The organism is Agrobacterium sp. ES01 (genome assembly GCF_050320885.1).
Classification (GTDB): domain Bacteria; phylum Pseudomonadota; class Alphaproteobacteria; order Rhizobiales; family Rhizobiaceae; genus Allorhizobium.
The window spans coordinates 154,062-170,516 of the sequence record NZ_JBNQTH010000007.1 but is presented as its reverse complement, the minus strand read 5'-3'; the positions used below and the strand labels follow the sequence as shown (position 1 = coordinate 170,516).

At 58.1% G+C, this 16,455-nt stretch carries 15 protein-coding genes and 1 riboswitch; of the genes, 7 read left to right on the top strand and 8 right to left on the bottom strand.

Annotated features, from left to right (window positions below; all coding sequences use genetic code 11):
• Positions 1-2 precede the first annotated feature (2 nt).
• The 3 genes from ACQQ2Q_RS18910 to ACQQ2Q_RS18900 all read right to left on the bottom strand — a co-directional run bounded on the left by ACQQ2Q_RS18910 (position 3) and on the right by ACQQ2Q_RS18900 (position 3,795).
• Positions 3-1,349, bottom strand: a complete 1,347-nt coding sequence (locus tag ACQQ2Q_RS18910; protein ID WP_428188679.1) for an NAD(P)H-dependent oxidoreductase — start codon at positions 1,347-1,349, stop codon at positions 3-5.
• 237 nt (positions 1,350-1,586) lie between these two features.
• Entirely contained in the window at positions 1,587-2,501 is a 915-nt protein-coding gene (locus ACQQ2Q_RS18905) for a LysR substrate-binding domain-containing protein (protein ID WP_428188678.1), read from the bottom strand.
• A gap of 292 nt (positions 2,502-2,793) precedes the next feature.
• Entirely contained in the window at positions 2,794-3,795 is a 1,002-nt protein-coding gene (locus ACQQ2Q_RS18900) for an IS30 family transposase (RefSeq protein WP_428188677.1), read from the bottom strand.
• A 58-nt stretch (positions 3,796-3,853) separates the two neighbouring features.
• On the opposite strand from ACQQ2Q_RS18900, the gene ACQQ2Q_RS18895 reads away from it, so the two are divergent.
• On the top strand, positions 3,854-4,144 hold the full coding sequence (locus ACQQ2Q_RS18895) for a hypothetical protein (RefSeq protein WP_428188676.1): 291 nt from the start codon (positions 3,854-3,856) through the stop codon (positions 4,142-4,144).
• 465 nt (positions 4,145-4,609) lie between these two features.
• Here the strand turns inward: ACQQ2Q_RS18895 and ACQQ2Q_RS18890 are convergent, their stop codons facing one another.
• The 5 genes from ACQQ2Q_RS18890 to ACQQ2Q_RS18870 all read right to left on the bottom strand — a co-directional run bounded on the left by ACQQ2Q_RS18890 (position 4,610) and on the right by ACQQ2Q_RS18870 (position 9,733).
• Entirely contained in the window at positions 4,610-5,395 is a 786-nt protein-coding gene (locus tag ACQQ2Q_RS18890; RefSeq protein WP_428188675.1) for an SDR family oxidoreductase, read from the bottom strand.
• 51 nt (positions 5,396-5,446) lie between these two features.
• The gene (locus ACQQ2Q_RS18885; RefSeq protein ID WP_428188674.1) at positions 5,447-6,397 is read right to left on the bottom strand and encodes a sugar-binding transcriptional regulator; all 951 of its coding nucleotides are present in this window, start codon (positions 6,395-6,397) and stop codon (positions 5,447-5,449) included.
• 22 nt (positions 6,398-6,419) lie between these two features.
• On the bottom strand, positions 6,420-7,889 hold the full coding sequence (locus ACQQ2Q_RS18880; protein ID WP_428188673.1) for an FGGY family carbohydrate kinase: 1,470 nt from the start codon (positions 7,887-7,889) through the stop codon (positions 6,420-6,422).
• A 66-nt stretch (positions 7,890-7,955) separates the two neighbouring features.
• A complete protein-coding gene (locus ACQQ2Q_RS18875; protein ID WP_428188672.1) occupies positions 7,956-8,924 on the bottom strand; it encodes a transketolase family protein in 969 nt (322 codons plus the stop codon).
• Positions 8,924-9,733: a transketolase gene (locus tag ACQQ2Q_RS18870; protein ID WP_428188671.1), complete on the bottom strand. Its 810-nt coding sequence runs from the start codon at positions 9,731-9,733 to the stop codon at positions 8,924-8,926. The genes ACQQ2Q_RS18875 and ACQQ2Q_RS18870 overlap by 1 nt, the downstream gene beginning before the upstream one ends.
• Positions 9,734-9,936: 203 nt before the next feature.
• On the opposite strand from ACQQ2Q_RS18870, the gene ACQQ2Q_RS18865 reads away from it, so the two are divergent.
• From ACQQ2Q_RS18865 to ACQQ2Q_RS18840, 6 genes are all read left to right on the top strand, one after another.
• Positions 9,937-10,911 carry an ABC transporter permease gene (locus ACQQ2Q_RS18865; RefSeq protein ID WP_428188670.1) on the top strand — a complete coding sequence of 325 codons (975 nt, stop codon included), beginning with the start codon at positions 9,937-9,939 and terminating at the stop codon, positions 10,909-10,911.
• Between the two features lie 118 nt (positions 10,912-11,029).
• Positions 11,030-11,965 carry a substrate-binding domain-containing protein gene (locus ACQQ2Q_RS18860; RefSeq protein WP_428188669.1) on the top strand — a complete coding sequence of 312 codons (936 nt, stop codon included), beginning with the start codon at positions 11,030-11,032 and terminating at the stop codon, positions 11,963-11,965.
• 21 nt (positions 11,966-11,986) lie between these two features.
• A complete protein-coding gene (locus tag ACQQ2Q_RS18855; protein ID WP_428188668.1) occupies positions 11,987-13,480 on the top strand; it encodes a sugar ABC transporter ATP-binding protein in 1,494 nt (497 codons plus the stop codon).
• 18 nt (positions 13,481-13,498) lie between these two features.
• Positions 13,499-14,287, top strand: a complete 789-nt coding sequence (locus ACQQ2Q_RS18850) for an SDR family oxidoreductase (protein ID WP_428188667.1) — start codon at positions 13,499-13,501, stop codon at positions 14,285-14,287.
• Positions 14,288-14,446: 159 nt separating this feature from the next.
• Positions 14,447-14,591, top strand: a riboswitch (FMN riboswitch).
• A gap of 118 nt (positions 14,592-14,709) precedes the next feature.
• Positions 14,710-15,348, top strand: coding sequence for a 3,4-dihydroxy-2-butanone-4-phosphate synthase (gene ribB, locus ACQQ2Q_RS18845; protein ID WP_428188666.1), 639 nt, complete (start codon positions 14,710-14,712; stop codon positions 15,346-15,348).
• An 867-nt stretch (positions 15,349-16,215) separates the two neighbouring features.
• Entirely contained in the window at positions 16,216-16,428 is a 213-nt protein-coding gene (locus tag ACQQ2Q_RS18840; protein ID WP_428188665.1) for a hypothetical protein, read from the top strand.
• Positions 16,429-16,455: the final 27 nt, after the last annotated feature.

The following is a 16,455-nucleotide window of genomic DNA, read 5'->3' as shown; positions in this document are numbered from 1 at the left end:
GCTTAACTCGCTCCTGACAGCATTCCGTTCTGCTCGGTACGCAGGGCGACGATATCGGCGTCATCGACAAGCTCCACGTCTGAGAAGCGGACCACCTGATCCTTGGCGATGGCGTTCTTCAGCCGAACATTGTGTGCCAGACCAATCGGCAGGGCGTCCAGCGCGCGCGACTTGGATGCGGGAATGGCATTCGCCCAGACGGCAAAGCCACCTTCGCCATCGAGCATGTCGCCAGCCTTGAGATCGCACTTCGCGGTGGCGACCGCATCGCCACGATATTCCTTACTCGATCCCGTCGGTTCGCCCCGCAATACCGCCGACAAAACACTGACGCTGGTCTCGAGACCGATGAGGTGGAACGGACGCCACATGGAGCCGTACCAACCAGACTTGTCTGTCAGAAGGCCATATTGCTTGAAGCAGGCCCGGGTGTACTCGTCCGGTGCCTTGAAGGTGACAAACATCCCATAACGGATGTTGTTGAGCACCTCACGGCCATCCGGTTCCTGGCTGGCCGCGATCTCGACCAGGCCTGTTTTGGGCATCCTGCCCCCATCTGATGCCGGTTTGAACACCTGCGCGAGATCCTGCAGGCCAGCCGGATAGAAGGCCAGGCCGTCATCGGGGCAGTCGAGCCCGGTACCATTGGCGACCGCTGCCATTTCGATGGCCGCCTTGGTGCCGTCGGTGAAAGAATTATACATTTTCGGATTGAAATCACCCGCCGCCACTTCTTCATCGGTCCAGCCAAAGAAACTCCAGACGGTATCCGGCGTCGAGTAACGATAGCGCGGCTCGTAGTTCATACCCTTGCCGGCGGAGATCAGTTCAAATCCGCAGCTGCGCACCCAGTCGACCAGTTCGCAAATGAAAGCAGGCTGGTCGCCATAGGCCATCGAATACACCACGCCCTTCTCCCGCGCCTTCTTGGCTAGGATGGGACCGCACATGACGTCGGCCTCAACATTGACCATGACGATGTTCTTGGAGGCTTCGATTGCCATCATCGCGTGGCGAGTGCCAGCGAGCGGATGGCCTGTAGCCTCAATGATGCAGTCGATGCCCTCGAAGGCGACCAGCGAAGCCACATCATCCGTGACACAAGTGGCGCCGGACTTGAAAGCATCGGCCAGTGTCTTGGCACTATATTGGAGTTCATCCCAGCCTACACGCTTCAAGGACTCCCGGGCCTTGTTCACATTCAGATCCGCGACGCCAACCACGTGATATCCGGCGATGTATTTGGCCTGAGCCAGCATCATGGAGCCGAATTTGCCGGCACCAATGATCCCGACGCGGACCGGGCGACCGCTATCGTTGCGGGTTGCAAGCATGGATGAAAGATTCATTGGGCGCTCCTGTCCTGACCGCCCGCGCTGCCGCGGGTTCTAGATGTTTATGGGTAAGATCGGCTCCAAAAGAACTGCAGGATCGGCGCCGAAGACGCAGAAATCCCTCCGGGCAGACAGCCCGTGCAAGAAACATTTGGTGAATTCCTCCTCTGCCGGGCTACTCTCTCCCACCCGGCACACAGACACTACAAGCGAATATTGGTGTAGTTCAATTGAATAAATTTATGCAAATGATTAGAATTTCTTTTGTATCGCGACGCAGTTTTCTAGCCACGCCTTGGCCTCGCGATCAATCCAGCTGATGAAACGCTTGACACGTCCGCGGCGCAGATGGTGCGGCGGGCACACCAGCCATTGCGTTGTCAATACAGAACCGGCAGCGTTGGCGACGGGGACGATCAATCTGCCGCTTTCGAGCTCCTCTTCCATCATCAACAGGCTTTCAAGCGCCACACCCATCCCGGATACAGCAGCATCGACGGCCATGTGTGAACGGTCGAAATAGATCTTTTGCCAATTGCCTTCGGCCGGCAGTGACTGCGCCGAGAACCAAACCGACCACTGCAGCTGCGATTTGACGGAATGGATGAGCCGCATCGCCTGAAGATCAGCCGAGGTCAGGCTGCCCGAGGTCGCAAGCTTGGGCGAGCATACCGGCACGAACATCTCCTCAGCCAGAGGCTGGACGTGCATGCCGGGCCAGCGACCCACTCCATGGCGGATTTCGATATCGACATTGTCCCGGGTGAAGTCGACCGGCTCATTTGAGCCGTCAAGCCGTATGTCTAGACCCGGGTTCTCGTCGACGAACCGGGGCAATCTCGGCAACAACCATTTGGTGGAAATGCTGGGCGTTGCCCTTATGTTGAGAAGCTCAGTTGAGCGCGCGCCTGTGATCTGGCGTGTTGCTTCCCAGATATGCTCTATGTTTTCCGCAATCATCTCGAAATAGCGTTCGCCGGTTTCTGTAAGGCGCACCTCTCGTCCAACCTTACGGACCAGAGTGGTTCCAAGCTGCTCCTCGAGTGTACGGATCTGCTGGCTGATGGCCGACGACGTCACTCCCAGATACTCAGCAGCCTTCGACACGCTGTTGAGACGTCCGAGTTGGTAAAAAACGCCGATCGACCGCAGAGGGGGTAAGTGCATGGCGTTTCATCTTTCAGACTTTAAGTTTCTATCGACGAGAACTTGAAGAGTGTTGCGACATGTCCGTCTTACAGCTCAATGAACGCTGGCTGCGAGTCCACACAGATACGCTACTTAACGCGCCAATCTCAACCGTTCGAGTTTATCGTCCAGTCTTCAAAAATCAGGTGTCAGAAGATGATTAGTCGGATCAGGAGCTTCCACAATCGCTTCGGTGGCCGCAGTTGATCCTTGAACCCACCCGGTGGGGGAGCTAACCCAACTGCATCATGCCTGCCCGAAGGGTAGGGGATCACGCGCTTCCGTGCAAATTGGCCATGAAGACCTCGGCCGGCGTCTTGTATCCAAGGCATTTGCGCGGCTGATTGTTGAGATGCCTTGCAAGCGTGGTCAGGTCGCGTTGTGACACCGACATCAGATCGGTATTGCCGGGTAGATAGCGACGAAGACGCTTGTTGGCGTTCTCGACCGTGCCTTTTTGCCATGGCGCACTGGGATCGCAAAAGCAGCTGGATGCGCCCATCCCATCTTCCAAGGCCCTGAATCCGGCGAACTCGGTCCCACGGTCAAAGGTGAAGCTTCGACGTGCGAATGCCGGCAAGGGTGAGAATGATCTGATGATCTTGTCCATGATCGGACCGGAGTGCCTACTTGGGTTCTTGATCAGCACGAGGTAGCGGCTCTTGCGCTCGACAAGCGAGGTGATGTTTGCCTGGCCGAATGGACGCTCAAAGATCAGCAGGTCACCCTCCCAATGACCGAATTGTAATTTTTGCCCAACGATATCAGGCCTTTCCGAGATCCGATGCGTCGATGGAAACGCACCGTCGCGTGGTTTCCTCGAGCGCAATGGACGACGTTTGCGGCGCGCTTCCGGCAGGTACTCATAGAGCGCTAGGCCGTAGTCCTCCTTGTTGTAGATGAAGCGATAGATCGTTTCCTTGCAGACACGAACCAGGCATACGCCGTCCGAAACCAGGCGTCCGGCAATCTGCTCCGGTGACCAGCGAGCCTTCAATTGACTGATAATTTCCTCGCGCAAATCGGGATGACGTCTGAGCTTCCTCAGCCTGCATCGCCGTTCCCGAACCAGATCATTGGCAAGGGTGCTGTAGTAGCCATCGTAGTTTGGCAGTTCACGATCATGGAACGTGTTGCGCTTGATCTCACGAAAGATCGTCGAGCGATGACGGCCCAGTAGACGCGCCATCTCGTTGATGGACACTTTCGCTGTCATCAGCTGTTGAAGGCGTCGGCGATCGGCGAGGGTGATTTGCGTGTAGCATCTGGACATGCCAAAATCTCCAAAGTGAAGCCATTGAAATTACTGGCATGTCGCACTTGGAAATAGAATGTACCCCGGCTACAATATCCGCTCGCGTAATATGTATTATGGAACTATGCGGCATTTCGTGCGCTTTTCGGTGCCATCATCGATGGCCGGCCTTCCGTGTTCAAGCGTCGGCCACAACGCGGCTTATGCTCTGCCCGGCCGCGTGGGCGATCACCCGAGCAAGGCGATGCGCTTCGGGATCCTTCACGTTGAAGCTCATACGGAGATTCCATTCTACCTGATCAGCAAATCTTTTACCGTTCTATCCCATATCGTCACGACCTCCAGCGAGCATGCCTCATCAAGATAGCCTCTTCCTTCATTGGCCGTTTACGGACTGCCGTTCGAAATTAGCCGATACTTTGATCGCCACTTGCAAAAGCTGGTATGCTCGCAACAAAGCTATGCAACCGGAAAGCCTTCCTCCGCTTAGCGCAGTTTTGTCGCAACTTGCGTGTCGCAGAACCGCGATATCTTGATCGAAACCTTCTCCAAAATCTTGGTGAGAAACTTCGACTTTTAGATCCAATATATTTCGCAGAGGGATTACCGGCGATCTACCCCCAATATCTGAGGCCGTCCGCCCCGCTCAAACGAGGCCAGATAGTGTGACTCGAAACCCTGAATCCTACCCTTGGCTCGTAGCCACCCATCCCCTCTCGGCTTGACTCGCAAGAAGCGCTCCGCAAACACCCGTCCACAAGACAGCGACGCCCGCTCGATCTTGTTGATAAAAGGGTTGCGAGCTACACCTCTCTAAAGGCAGCAAGTTCGATCACGACATAATCAATCCGCCATCTATATTGACTGTCTGTCCCGTGATGTATGCCGCATCGGCTGAGGCCAGGAAGGCGACGAGCGCACCAACTTCGGCAGGTGTGCCGGCGCGGCCCATCGGTATCCCCTCGACCCATTCGGCCATAAGCTCGCCGGGGCCGTAGTCGCCGAGCATCTTGCCCCAGACGCGGTCGTTGTAGTCCCACATCTCCGTATGGATGATGCCTGGGCAAATCGCGTTTACGGTTATGCCTTCCTTCGCCAGTTCCTTAGCGAGGCTTTGGGTAAGGCCGACGACACCGAATTTTGATGCCGCATAATGCGGCGTATAAACGAAGCCCTGACGCGCCTGGCCTGATGCGGTGTTGATCAGCCGCCCTTTCGTGTCACTCGCACGGAAGCGTGCAATCGCCTCTTGGCAGCACAGAAACACACCTTTCGTGTTTACGTCGAGGTTCAGGTCCCATTCGCGCTCGCTCAGATCCTCGACCTTGGCGATGGTGATCACGCCGGCATTTTGAACCGAGACGCTGAGGGAACCAAGTCGCGCCTCCGCCTCGGCATACACCTCATGGACAGCAGAGGAGTTCGTGACGTCGAGTTGCAATCCGAGCACTTCTGCACCCGTCTCTTCTGCGAGCCGCAGCGCCGCCTCGGTCGTATCGGCTTCGATCGCGGCAATCGCAACCTTTGCTCCCTCTTCGGCGAAGCGGCGGGCAATGCCGAAACCGATCCCCTTGTTGCCACCGGTGACGAACACGGTCTGTCCGGAAAAACGCTGCATTTTCTACTCCTCCATATTGCAGTCGGTCAGACAGTCCGCCCCGATGGGAGATCAGACCGTCAGCCGCGCTGCGGTAAATTTGTCAGTGACCAGCACATCGATGACACCCATCCTCAGGGCACCAGCGATTGCCTCTGTCTTCGATTCGCCGCCCGCAAGGGCCATGACGCGGTCTGCCTTGCTGAGATCCTCGAGCGAGATTCCAATGACGCGCTCGTTGAGCGGGGTTTCGACCGGCTTTCCATCACGGTCGTAAAAGCGGAACGAGATTTCGCCAACGGCACCTGCATCATGCAGCATCGCCATTTCTTGGCGCGAGAACACGTTGCCGGAACGGGCCAAAAGTTCCGACGGTTCGACCGCGCCGATGCCGATAACGGCCAGCGTCAAACGACCAAAGAGATCCATTGTGCCGCGAACGACCGGATCGGCGAGCATAACAAGTTTTGCCTCGCGAGAGGACGTGATGCCCTGGACGAGTAACAACCGCGGCTCGCCACCGGTCAGTTTGGCAAGCCTGGCTGTCAACTGGGTCGCATGCGTTTGTACCGAGGCCTCGCCCATGCCGCCGAGAATCTGGACGATGTATTTGGCGCGGCCGGTCTTCAGCGGGTGAATATTGTCGACCATGCGCAGGATCGTCTGGCTCCAACTGGACACCCCGATGATTTCGTCCTGTTGCAACGTGACTTCGACGAAATGGGCGGCAGCCTCGCCGATTCGGGCCATGATCGCGCCGTCGCGGTCCTCAGAACAGTCAATCACGATCGCTTCGGTGAGACCGTAGCGCTCGCGCAGCGCCATCTCCAGATCGGCGAAGGTGCCCGGCGGAGGAATTATTGTGGTGCGCACGATGCCTTCCATCTCGGCCCGCTTCAACATCCGAGACACGGTCGCCTGTGACATGTGCATGATTTCGGCGATCTCCGCCTGCCGTTTGCCCTCGGCGTGATACATTTGCGCGACGCGGGCGATAAGTCGCAGCTCGTTGAGACGTCCCATGAACCCTCCGGTGGATGAATTTTTATTCACCCATAGATGAAGTCACAGCAACGGTCGAGCGGAAGATTGCCTCCTGCCAGGTGGCAAGACGTTCTGCAGTGTCCGACGGCTTGGGCTTTTGAACCGCCGTTTTCCTTGGAAGCGCCCGTACGGCATCCAGATCCCTCCAGAGTCCGAGCGTGAGGCCAGCAAGATAGGCGGCGCCGAGCGCTGAGGCTTCAGCGGCATCGCACTGGATCACCGGATGCCCGAGCATATCTGCAACGCACTGCATCAGGAAGGCATTCTTGCTCGGTCCGCCGTCCACAAAGAGCCGGCCAAGCGGCGCCGGCGACTGCCCCGCCATGGCCTTGAAGACGTCGTTTACCTGGAAGGCGATCGAGTCTGTTACGGCGCGCGCCATCTGTGCCCGGGTCGTATTGAAGGTGATACCGGAAAACAGTGCACGCGCATCGGCCTGCCAATAAGGCGCGCCCAGGCCGACAAAGGCCGGCACGAAGCCCGGACCTTGCGGCGGCGCGGTTTCGGCAAGATCAATCAGCGCCTGCACATCGGCCAGGCCGAGAATCTCCGCCATCCAAGGCAGCGAGGCTGCGGAGACAAGAATGTTGCCCTCGAAGGCATAGGTCGGCTGACCGCCGAGCGACCAGGCGATGGTGGTGGTGATGCCGTTTTTCGGCGCAATGAACTGTGGCAGGGTCGTCATGATCGATGAGCCGGTACCGAAGGTGACCTTTCCATCTCCGGGAGCAAACGCGCCGTGGCCAAAAAGGGCGGCGTGGCTGTCTCCGATCGCGGCCGCGACAGGGATGCCGTCCGGCAATCCGCGAACGCCGAGGGTTTCACCGAAATGCGATGCGCTATCGCGCAGCTCCGGCAGGTAGTCCTTAGATACTCCAAAGAGATCGCAGAGTTCATCGCTCCACACCATGCTGTTGAGATCAAGAAGCTGGCTGCGGGCCGCATTGGAGGCGTCGCAGGCATGGACCTTGCCGCCGGTCAGGCGGTGGATGAGCCAGGAGTCGATCGTGCCAAGTCGCAGCGGACGGTCAGGCGGCGCGCGGTCAATCAACCACTTCATCTTCGGTCCGGGGAACATCGGATCAATGGGCAGTCCGGTCAGCGCTTCGACGCGAGCGGAATGACCTGCGGCTTTGAGTTCGGCGCATGCCCGTGCACTGCGGCGGCATTGCCAGCTTATGACGGGACCGAGAGGCTCGCCGGTCTCACCGTCCCAGACGGTGACGGATTCACGCTGGTTGGAAATGGCGATCCCGACAATACTCACCGCCGGCGCAGCGTCCAAGCATGTGCCGATGGCCTCAATGACAGACTGCCAAACCCGCTCGGGACTCTGCTCCACCCAGCCGGGTTGGGGATGGGAAATGCCGACGCGTGACGAGCCGCGCGCCAGGATCTCGCCCTTGGCCGATACAAGCACGGCCTTCGAGTTCGTGGTTCCCTGGTCGATGGCTAGAATTGCGGTGGTCATGTCGGCTCCAAGTGATGAAAATGCCGCCCTTTTCGTGGCGACATCGAAATATCTAGTCGAAAACCGTTACGCGCGGCCGGCCTTGCGTGCCAGCAGTTCTTCGGCTGCCGTGGCCATCGCCTCCGGTGACATGCCGAATTCGTCAAGCAGGAATTCTGCCGATCCGGTTGGCGCGAAGATGCCGGGGACACCCAGGATCTTCATCGGGACGGGTGCTTCCGCGACGACCACTTCCGCAACGGCCGAACCGAGACCACCATAAACCGAATGCTCCTCGGCCGTCAGGATAGCGCCAGTTTCGCGCGCAGCAGAAACGATGCTGTCGACATCAATCGGTCGGACCGTTGCCATGTTGAGCACCCGCGCCTCAATGCCGCGCGCTGCAAGCATCTTGGCAGCCTTCATCGCACGGTGGGTCAAAGTGCCGTTGGCGATCAAGGTTACGGCATCGCCGTCTCTCAGACGATTTGCCTTGCCCATTTCGAACACATGGCCGGGCTCAAGCAAATCCGGCACGCCGACGCGCGACAGACGCAGGAACACAGGCCCCTCATAGCGCGCTGCCCATTCAACTGCCGCCGCAGTCTCAATCGAGTCACAGGGCGCGATCACCGGGAGATTGGGCAGAACCCGCATCCAGGCGAAGTCCTCAATGGAATGATGGGTCGGTCCAAGCTCGCCATAGGCCATGCCAGAGGAGATGCCGACCAATTTCACATTGGCGTTCGAATAAGCGATGTCGGCCTTGACCTGTTCGAGCGAACGCCCTGTAAGGAAGCAGGATGCGCCGCAGACAAAGGGCAAAAGGCCCCCATTTGCAAGTCCGGCGCCAACGCCGACCATGTTTTGTTCGGCAATACCGACATTCACGAGCCGGTCCGGCCATTTAGACTTGAAACCACCCAGTTTGGAGGAGCCTACTGAGTCGTTGCATACTGCGACGACTTTCGAATTCTCGGCACCGAGACGTTCCAGAACCGCTACAAAGGCATCGCGGCAGTCATGCAGTTTTTCGGTCATGGTCAGGGTAGTCATCACAGCACCTCCGATAGCTCGGCCACGGCAATCTTGTATTGTTCGGCATTCGGCACCTTGTGATGCCAGTCCACCCTGTCCTGCATGAAGGAAATGCCATGGCCCTTGTTGGTGTGGGCAACGATGCAGTGAGGACGATCGGTGCGGTGCTGAAGAGCCGGAACGATCTCGTCCATGGCGTTACCCTTGATCTCTGTGACATCCCAACCGAAGGCCTTCAGCTTGGAGCCGAAGGGCGCCATATTGTTGGTGTCACTCAATGACGCCCCCTGCTGGAAACGGTTGTGATCGATGATCAAGGTGAGGTTGTCGAGGCCGAACTGGGCGGCAGACGAAATTGCTTCCCAGTTGGAGCCTTCCTGCATCTCACCGTCACCCGTCAGAACAAATGTGTGATAGGCGGCGCCCGTCAGCTTGGCCGCCTTCGCCATTCCGACGGCAACCGGCAGGCCGTGGCCGAGAGGCCCGGTGTTCGTCTCGATGCCCGGAACCTTGTTGCAGTTCGGATGTCCGTTAAGACGAGAATGTGGCTTCAGAAAAGTCGAGATCTCTTCTTCGGGGAAGAAGCCACGCTTTGCCAGTGTGACGTAAAATGCCAAGGCCACATGGCCCTTTGACAGTACGAACCGGTCGCGATCCGGGTGCTTCGGTTGGTCCGGCCAGACCTTCAGGACGTGAAAATAGAGCGCCGTCAGTATGTCGATCGCCGACATCTCTCCACCGATATGGCCAGCGCCCGCTTCATAAACGGCTTGAAGATCGCGAAGACGTATCTGCTTCGCAATGCGGTCGAGATCGTTCGGCTGCATGAAAACCTCTTGGTGCATAAATATACTGCTGGTTATATAATTGCACCTCGGCCGTTTGTGTCAAGCTAAGGATGAAAATTAAATCTCAGACAAGTACAAGATAGGTAGTTGACAGCCAAACAAACCCTGAGCTACGAATTTACACACAGCAATGAATATTTATGCCACGTCGTGCTCGACAGGCAAAAGCATGGGAGGAGTGGATGTCGGTGTCAGCGACGGACCAGGATCGCGGTGCAGGCGTCAATGCACTGGCAGCCTTGCGAGGAACGACAGGCCCTCTAATCGGCCTCATCCTGCTTTGTCTCTTCCTTTCATTTGCCACCGACACATTCATGTCGGCGCGCAACCTGCTCAACATTCTTGACCAGATTACAGTGCTTGCGATCATGGCGGTCGGTATGACCATGGTGATCCTGATCGGCGGCATCGACCTCGCCGTCGGTTCGGTGCTTGCGCTCACCATGATGGTGATGGGGTACCTGGCGAACCAGGTGGGCCTGCCGCTTCCTCTTGGCATCCTGCTAGCACTCGCAGTTGCCGCCGCAACGGGCGCCGTATCCGGATTCCTGATTACAGCACTTGGGGTCCCTGCGTTCATCGCTACGCTCGCGATGATGTCAGTCGCCCGAGGTCTCGCCAACATGATCACCGATGGCCAACAGATTGTCGGCTTTCCTTCGTGGTTCAGCCTACTCGCCTATACGCGCTTCGGCGGGTTCCTGACCCTGACCGTGGCCGTCATGCTGGTCGTATTCGTGCTCGGCTGGCTCTATCTGCGCTATACGTCAGGCGGCCGTTCACTCTATGCGATCGGCGGAAACCAAGAAGTTGCACGGCTGGCGGGCATCAACGTCAACCTCTACACGATCGGCGTTTATGTCGTCTCCGGTCTGCTCGCCGGGCTTGCCGGCGTGGTGCTCGCGATGCGCCTGGATTCTGTACAGCCCACTGCCGGCGTGTCCTACGAACTCGATACAATTGCCGCCGTTGTTATCGGTGGCACGAGCCTGAGCGGCGGCAAGGGCGGCATTTTCGGAACCATCATCGGTGTCCTGATTATCGGCGTACTGCGTAATGGCCTCAACCTTCTCGGTGTCTCGCCCTTCACGCAGGCCGTCGTCATCGGCGTAGTCATAGCTCTCGCAGTCGCAGCCGAAGCCATCAAGAGGAAGTGACGCTTCGGTTGCGGATCAGTTTGGCGGCACTGCCGCCAGTTCACCGCCGGGCGTATGCCGGGCAAAACTTCGGTCCTGCAATGGTAACGGGGTGCCGAAACAACGGAGGAGATCTACCATGAAACTCAAGATTATGCTTCTGGCCGCCGCAGCGTTGGCGACGACCGCTCTCAGTCCCCTTGGCGCATCCGCCGAAGAGGTCAAGAAGATCGGGCTCGCCGTCTCGAACCTGCAGGCTGACTACTTCAACCAGATCAAGATCGGCGTCGAAGCCTATGCCAAGGAGAAGGGCATCGAGGTCATTACCGTCGACGCCAAGAACGACAGTGCGACCCAGGTGAGCCAGGTGCAGGATCTTCTGACGCAGGATATCGATGCGTTCATCTACATTCCGGCCGGCGCTGCGGCCGCCGCCGTTCCGACGCGCCTCGCCAAGGAAGCCGGCATCCCTGTGGTCAACGTCGACCGCAATGCTGACCAAGCACCGGGCGACACCTTCATCGCAACCGATAATGCGACTTCAGCCTACGAAGTCTGCAAGTACATCATCGGTCTTGCCGACGGGAAGGGTAAGATGTTGATGATCCACGGCCAGAAAGGCACGACACCGGAAGTGGAACGTACCAAAGGCTGCATGAAGGCAATCGGAGAAAATACCGGCGTCGAACTGGTTGGAGAACAGTGGAGCGAGCAGTGGTCGCAGGCTGAAGGTCTGAACATCGGCCAGAACCTGCTGCAAGCTCATCCCGACGTTTCGCTGATCTTCGCGCAGGCCGATGGTCTGGCGCTTGGTGCCGCGCAGGCGGTGAAGGTGTCCGGCCTGTCCCAGCGCGTCTATGTCGGTGGCTTCGACGGTGACACGACGGCTCTGCCGATTCTTGCCCAAGGCGGGTTCGACGCTACGGCAACGCAACAGGTGCGCGGTATCGGTCGACTGGCGGTCGACAGCGCCATCAAGCTCGCCGCCGGCGAAAAGCTCCCAGCTGAACAATTGCTTCCCGGCTTCCTGACAACGCCGGAGAACGCTGAAAAGTTCGTCGCCGAGCATCCTTGATCACGACCGGAAGACAGCGCCATGACTGCCAACGACCTCCCTCACCTCCTCTCACTCCGGCAGATCCGCAAGGTCTACGGATCGCTTGAGGTTCTGCATGGCATCGACCTCGATGTAAGAGCGGGCGAAGTCGTGGCGCTGCTGGGTGAAAACGGCGCCGGAAAATCGACCCTTTCGAAGATTATTTCCGGCGCCGTTCAGCCGACCTCCGGCACGATGACATGGCTTGGCGCACCTTATGCGCCGGCCACACCGCGCGCCGCCATGGATGCGGGTGTCGGCATGATCCACCAGGAGTTGAAGCTCCTCCCTCAATTGTCGATCGCGGAGAATGTTTTCGTCGGCCGCTACCTCACCAAGGGTGGACGCATCGATCGACAAGCGATGGAAGAACGTGCCCATGCTGGCCTCCAGCGCCTGGGCCTCAACGTTTCTCCACACCGTCTCGTCGAGGGATTGTCGACTGCCAAGCAGCAGTTGATCGAAATTGCCAAGGCGATGACACTGAACGCTCGCCTGCTCATCCTCGACGAGCCAACGGCAGCGCTTGGTGGCGAAGAAACACAGCTCCTCTTCCGCCAGATCGAGCGTCTCAAGGCCGACGGTGTCGGAATCATCTACATCTCGCACCGACTTGAGGAAATTCGTCAGATCGCTGACCGCATCGTTGTTATGCGCGACGGCGCCAAGGTGCAGGAGTTTGACAGTGGCGACGTCCCGGTGCGGACCATCGTCGAGGCCATGGTCGGCCGCTCACTGGACCGCATGTTCCCCGCAATACCGGTCCCTTCCGACGACATCATTCTTGAAGTACGCGGTCTGTCCTCTCCAACAGGGACATTCCGAAACATAGATTTCGCGGTGAAGCGAGGCGAAATCTTCGGGATCGCAGGACTTGTCGGCGCCGGGCGCACCGAAGTCGTCCGTGCGATCACCGGAGCGGACCCGATCGCCGCTGGAGACGTCGTACTCAATGGCAAGGTGATCACTCCGCGTTCTCCCCGCGATGCGATCCGCAATGGCATCGTACTCGTTCCCGAGGATCGCAAGCTCCAGGGTCTGGTTCTCGAGCACGCGATCACGGAGAATATCGGCTACGCCAATCTGGATGCCGTTTCGAAAACCGGCTGGATCACATCGAAGCGTCTCAGCCAGTTCGCCGTCGGCTACATCCGGAAATTTGGCGTGAAGGGCCGTGGCGAGCAAAACGCCGGAGAGCTTTCCGGAGGCAACCAGCAAAAGGTCGTTCTTGCCAAGTGGCTGGCCCGCAACCCGAAGGTTGTCGTTCTCGACGAACCGACGCGCGGTATCGATGTCGGCGCGCGTTCATCGATCTACGACACCATCATTGAACTCGCCCGCCAGGGCATCGCTGTCATCGTGGTCAGCTCGGATCTGGAAGAGGTGCTCGGCGTCTCAAACCGGATCATGGTGATGGCACAGGGAAAACAGGCCGGCATTCTCGACCGTGGCGACGCAAACGACGTGTCGGTCATGGAGTTGGCTACGATCTGATTTGCAGGAGAACCACCCATGTCGGACATGACTTTAAACGCCCCTAAACTCTTCGATCTTTCGGACAATGTGGCACTGGTGACGGGAGCCGGAAGCGGCATCGGCCAGCGCATTGCGATCGGGCTCGCCCAATGCGGCGCGGATGTAGCGCTTCTTGACCGCCGCACCGATGACGGGCTTGCAACGACTGCGCGCCACATTGAGGCAGCAGGCCGTCGCAGCATAAAGATCGCCGCAGACGTTACCCAGGCCGCAGCGCTCCATGAGGCCGTTGCACGCACAGAGACGGAACTGGGACCACTGACACTCGCCGTTAACGCTGCCGGCATAGCCAATGCGAACCCGGCCGAGGAGATGGAGGAAGCGCAGTTCCAGGCAATGATGGATATCAATCTGAAGGGCGTCTTCCTGTCGTGCCAGGCCGAGGCACATGCCATGCTAAAGAACGGCCGCGGCTCGATCGTCAACATCGCCTCGATGTCGGGGGTCATCGTCAATCGCGGCCTCAACCAATGCCATTACAATGCATCGAAGGCCGGCGTCATTCACATGACGAAGTCGATGGCGATGGAATGGGTCGGACGCGGCATTCGCGTCAATACGATCAGTCCCGGCTATACCGCCACGCCGATGAACACACGGCCTGAGATGGTGCATCAAACAAAACAGTTCGAAGAACAGACACCGATGCAACGCATGGCAAATGTCGACGAGATGGTCGGTCCAGCCGTCTTCTTGTTGTCCGGCGCTTCCAGCTTCATCACCGGTGTCGACCTCCTCGTCGATGGCGGCTTCTGCTGCTGGTAAACGCCCAGCAATATCAAGGCCTCCCAAGCCTGCACGGTGCGCGAGCACCGTGCTTTTTTGTTTCACGTCATCGAGTGTCGACTGGGCGACAAGAGGGTATATTTTCCTGAATTTGCACAGTTTGCGCTTGAAAAGCCGGGCGCCAATCCCCTACATTAAGGCCGTTCTCAGGGCGGGGCGAAACTCCCCACCGGCGGTATCCGGCTTTGCCGGGAGCCCGCGAGCGCTTTCATCTCGGTGAAAGGCAGCAGATCCGGTGCGATGCCGGAGCCGACGGTCATAGTCCGGATGGAAGAGAGCATCGGCTGCTGCGGCTCCCCGCCAAGGAGAGGTGCGCGTGCTGTGTTCGCCCAAGGGATAGAATGGCGACCGTCAGGTCGTGTTTTTGGCCGCTCGCGCGGTAACCCTTGAAAGGCACTTGAATGACACTTTCGAAAATTGAAGACGCATTGGAGACGCTCGCACGCGGGGGCATGGTCGTCGTGGTCGACGACGAGGACCGTGAGAATGAAGGCGATATCATAGTCGCGTCAGATCATGTGACGCCGGAGACGATCGCATTCATGATGAAGCATGCCCGCGGGCTCGTGTGCATTGCCATGGAAGGCGAAAGGCTGGATGCACTCAACATCCCGCTTATGGTCCCCAACAATACCGAATATCTGAAGACAGCATTCACCGTATCGGTCGATTACATCCACGGCACGACGACGGGGATTTCGGCGGCGGATCGGGCCGCGACGGTACGGGCACTGATGGACGAAACCTCGCTGCCGGAAGACTTTGCGCGACCGGGACATATCTTCCCGCTAAGAGCGCATGCCGACGGTGTTCTAGGTCGTCCTGGCCATACGGAGGCTGCCGTCGATCTCGCTCGCCTGATCGGGGCCAAACCATCCGGCGTGATCTGTGAGGTCGCCAACGACGACGGCACCATGGCGCGTCTGCCCAACCTGATCGAGTTCTGCAAGCTGCATGGTCTGCCGCTGATTTCGATCGAGGACTTGATTCTTTACAGGGCTGGCAGCAGCGATGCGTCTCGGCCCGCTGTTGCTGCCTGATAGGGATCTCCATTTTAGGGGGATCATTTCGCTTTCAAGTGAAGAACTCGATCCCTTCTTGCTACAGCGTAAGAAACAAGAGGCTCGATTCCTTGGGAACCGAGTGATAGCGCTTCGCTAACTGTACAAAACGCCAAAGCAGTCACTCTGCTTTGGCGGCAAAGCTACGGTAGGCGGCTGCATAACCGGAACAACCACCGTCTCTTAAAGATGCAGCACCCTTTCTCGCAGTTTACCATCTGGGCGGCAGTGTGAAAAAACAAGCACAGGATGGCGCGATCCTGTGAGCCAGACTTTGATGCTACAAGGAAAGGCATTTCCGCTTTTGGCGCTGGCCCGAAGCCAGAGCGCAAAGCTGACAACCACGTTCATTAGCGAATGAGAAATCGCCGGAACGCTGGAGGCCATTGAGTCTACGCGAACAACGAGAACCTCGGCGTACCATTTGAGATGCACTATCAGATGCCAAATAGCGACGGCCTCCCGTTTGAGAGAGCGACGTCTTCTCAAGAGCTTGGCCGACATCGACACCAATTCTTCACGCTGTGCGCCATTTTAGAGCTAGGCCAACAAGTTTGGCTGACCTCGGAAGTATTTCACGAGGCAAAAAGAAGAATGTCCGCTCCTCCCGCAAGAGTTATGGAAGCGGACATCATGCAGTGATGCCGCCGGTCATTGCGAAACGGCAATGACAACTTCCCCTTTTCACGCCCGGTCTCGACAAAGGCAAGGCGTCCGCCGTCTGCGCAAAAGAAACACCTTGTCCACGACCGGGCGGATCACGCTGACGTCGACCAACTTGGCATATCGCCCATTTGCTACAAATCGGCGCGCATGAATAGCAAGGAATAGTCGCTTTATGATTGCATGACCGCAGATGCCATTCTGTTTCAGCGTACCGACAACATCGAGGCAAGTTGGGCCGTTGTCAACGAAATACTGACGGACTGGGAAAAAGGCGAACCGCAGCCCCACAAGTCCGGATCTCAGGGACCGAAAGATGCCGATACCCTGCTTGCGCGCGGTCGTTTGTGGTTGCCGCTGACTGAGCTACCTCCCGAAATTCGGACACTGACGTAAGCTACGATTTGTTGTCTGCTGGTCTTC

Bases quoted from the DNA above. Each gene is read 5' to 3' on its own strand.
- ACQQ2Q_RS18910 (WP_428188679.1), bottom strand. From the start codon at position 1,349: ATGAATCTTTCATCCATGCTTGCAACCCGCAACGATAGCGGTCGCCCG.
- ACQQ2Q_RS18905 (WP_428188678.1), bottom strand. From the start codon at position 2,501: ATGCACTTACCCCCTCTGCGGTCGATCGGCGTTTTTTACCAACTCGGA.
- ACQQ2Q_RS18900 (WP_428188677.1), bottom strand. From the start codon at position 3,795: ATGTCCAGATGCTACACGCAAATCACCCTCGCCGATCGCCGACGCCTT.
- ACQQ2Q_RS18895 (WP_428188676.1), top strand. From the start codon at position 3,854: ATGTACCCCGGCTACAATATCCGCTCGCGTAATATGTATTATGGAACT.
- ACQQ2Q_RS18890 (WP_428188675.1), bottom strand. From the start codon at position 5,395: ATGCAGCGTTTTTCCGGACAGACCGTGTTCGTCACCGGTGGCAACAAG.
- ACQQ2Q_RS18885 (WP_428188674.1), bottom strand. From the start codon at position 6,397: ATGGGACGTCTCAACGAGCTGCGACTTATCGCCCGCGTCGCGCAAATG.
- ACQQ2Q_RS18880 (WP_428188673.1), bottom strand. From the start codon at position 7,889: ATGACCACCGCAATTCTAGCCATCGACCAGGGAACCACGAACTCGAAG.
- ACQQ2Q_RS18875 (WP_428188672.1), bottom strand. From the start codon at position 8,924: ATGACTACCCTGACCATGACCGAAAAACTGCATGACTGCCGCGATGCC.
- ACQQ2Q_RS18870 (WP_428188671.1), bottom strand. From the start codon at position 9,733: ATGCAGCCGAACGATCTCGACCGCATTGCGAAGCAGATACGTCTTCGC.
- ACQQ2Q_RS18865 (WP_428188670.1), top strand. From the start codon at position 9,937: ATGTCGGTGTCAGCGACGGACCAGGATCGCGGTGCAGGCGTCAATGCA.
- ACQQ2Q_RS18860 (WP_428188669.1), top strand. From the start codon at position 11,030: ATGAAACTCAAGATTATGCTTCTGGCCGCCGCAGCGTTGGCGACGACC.
- ACQQ2Q_RS18855 (WP_428188668.1), top strand. From the start codon at position 11,987: ATGACTGCCAACGACCTCCCTCACCTCCTCTCACTCCGGCAGATCCGC.
- ACQQ2Q_RS18850 (WP_428188667.1), top strand. From the start codon at position 13,499: ATGTCGGACATGACTTTAAACGCCCCTAAACTCTTCGATCTTTCGGAC.
- ribB (WP_428188666.1), top strand. From the start codon at position 14,710: ATGACACTTTCGAAAATTGAAGACGCATTGGAGACGCTCGCACGCGGG.
- ACQQ2Q_RS18840 (WP_428188665.1), top strand. From the start codon at position 16,216: ATGACCGCAGATGCCATTCTGTTTCAGCGTACCGACAACATCGAGGCA.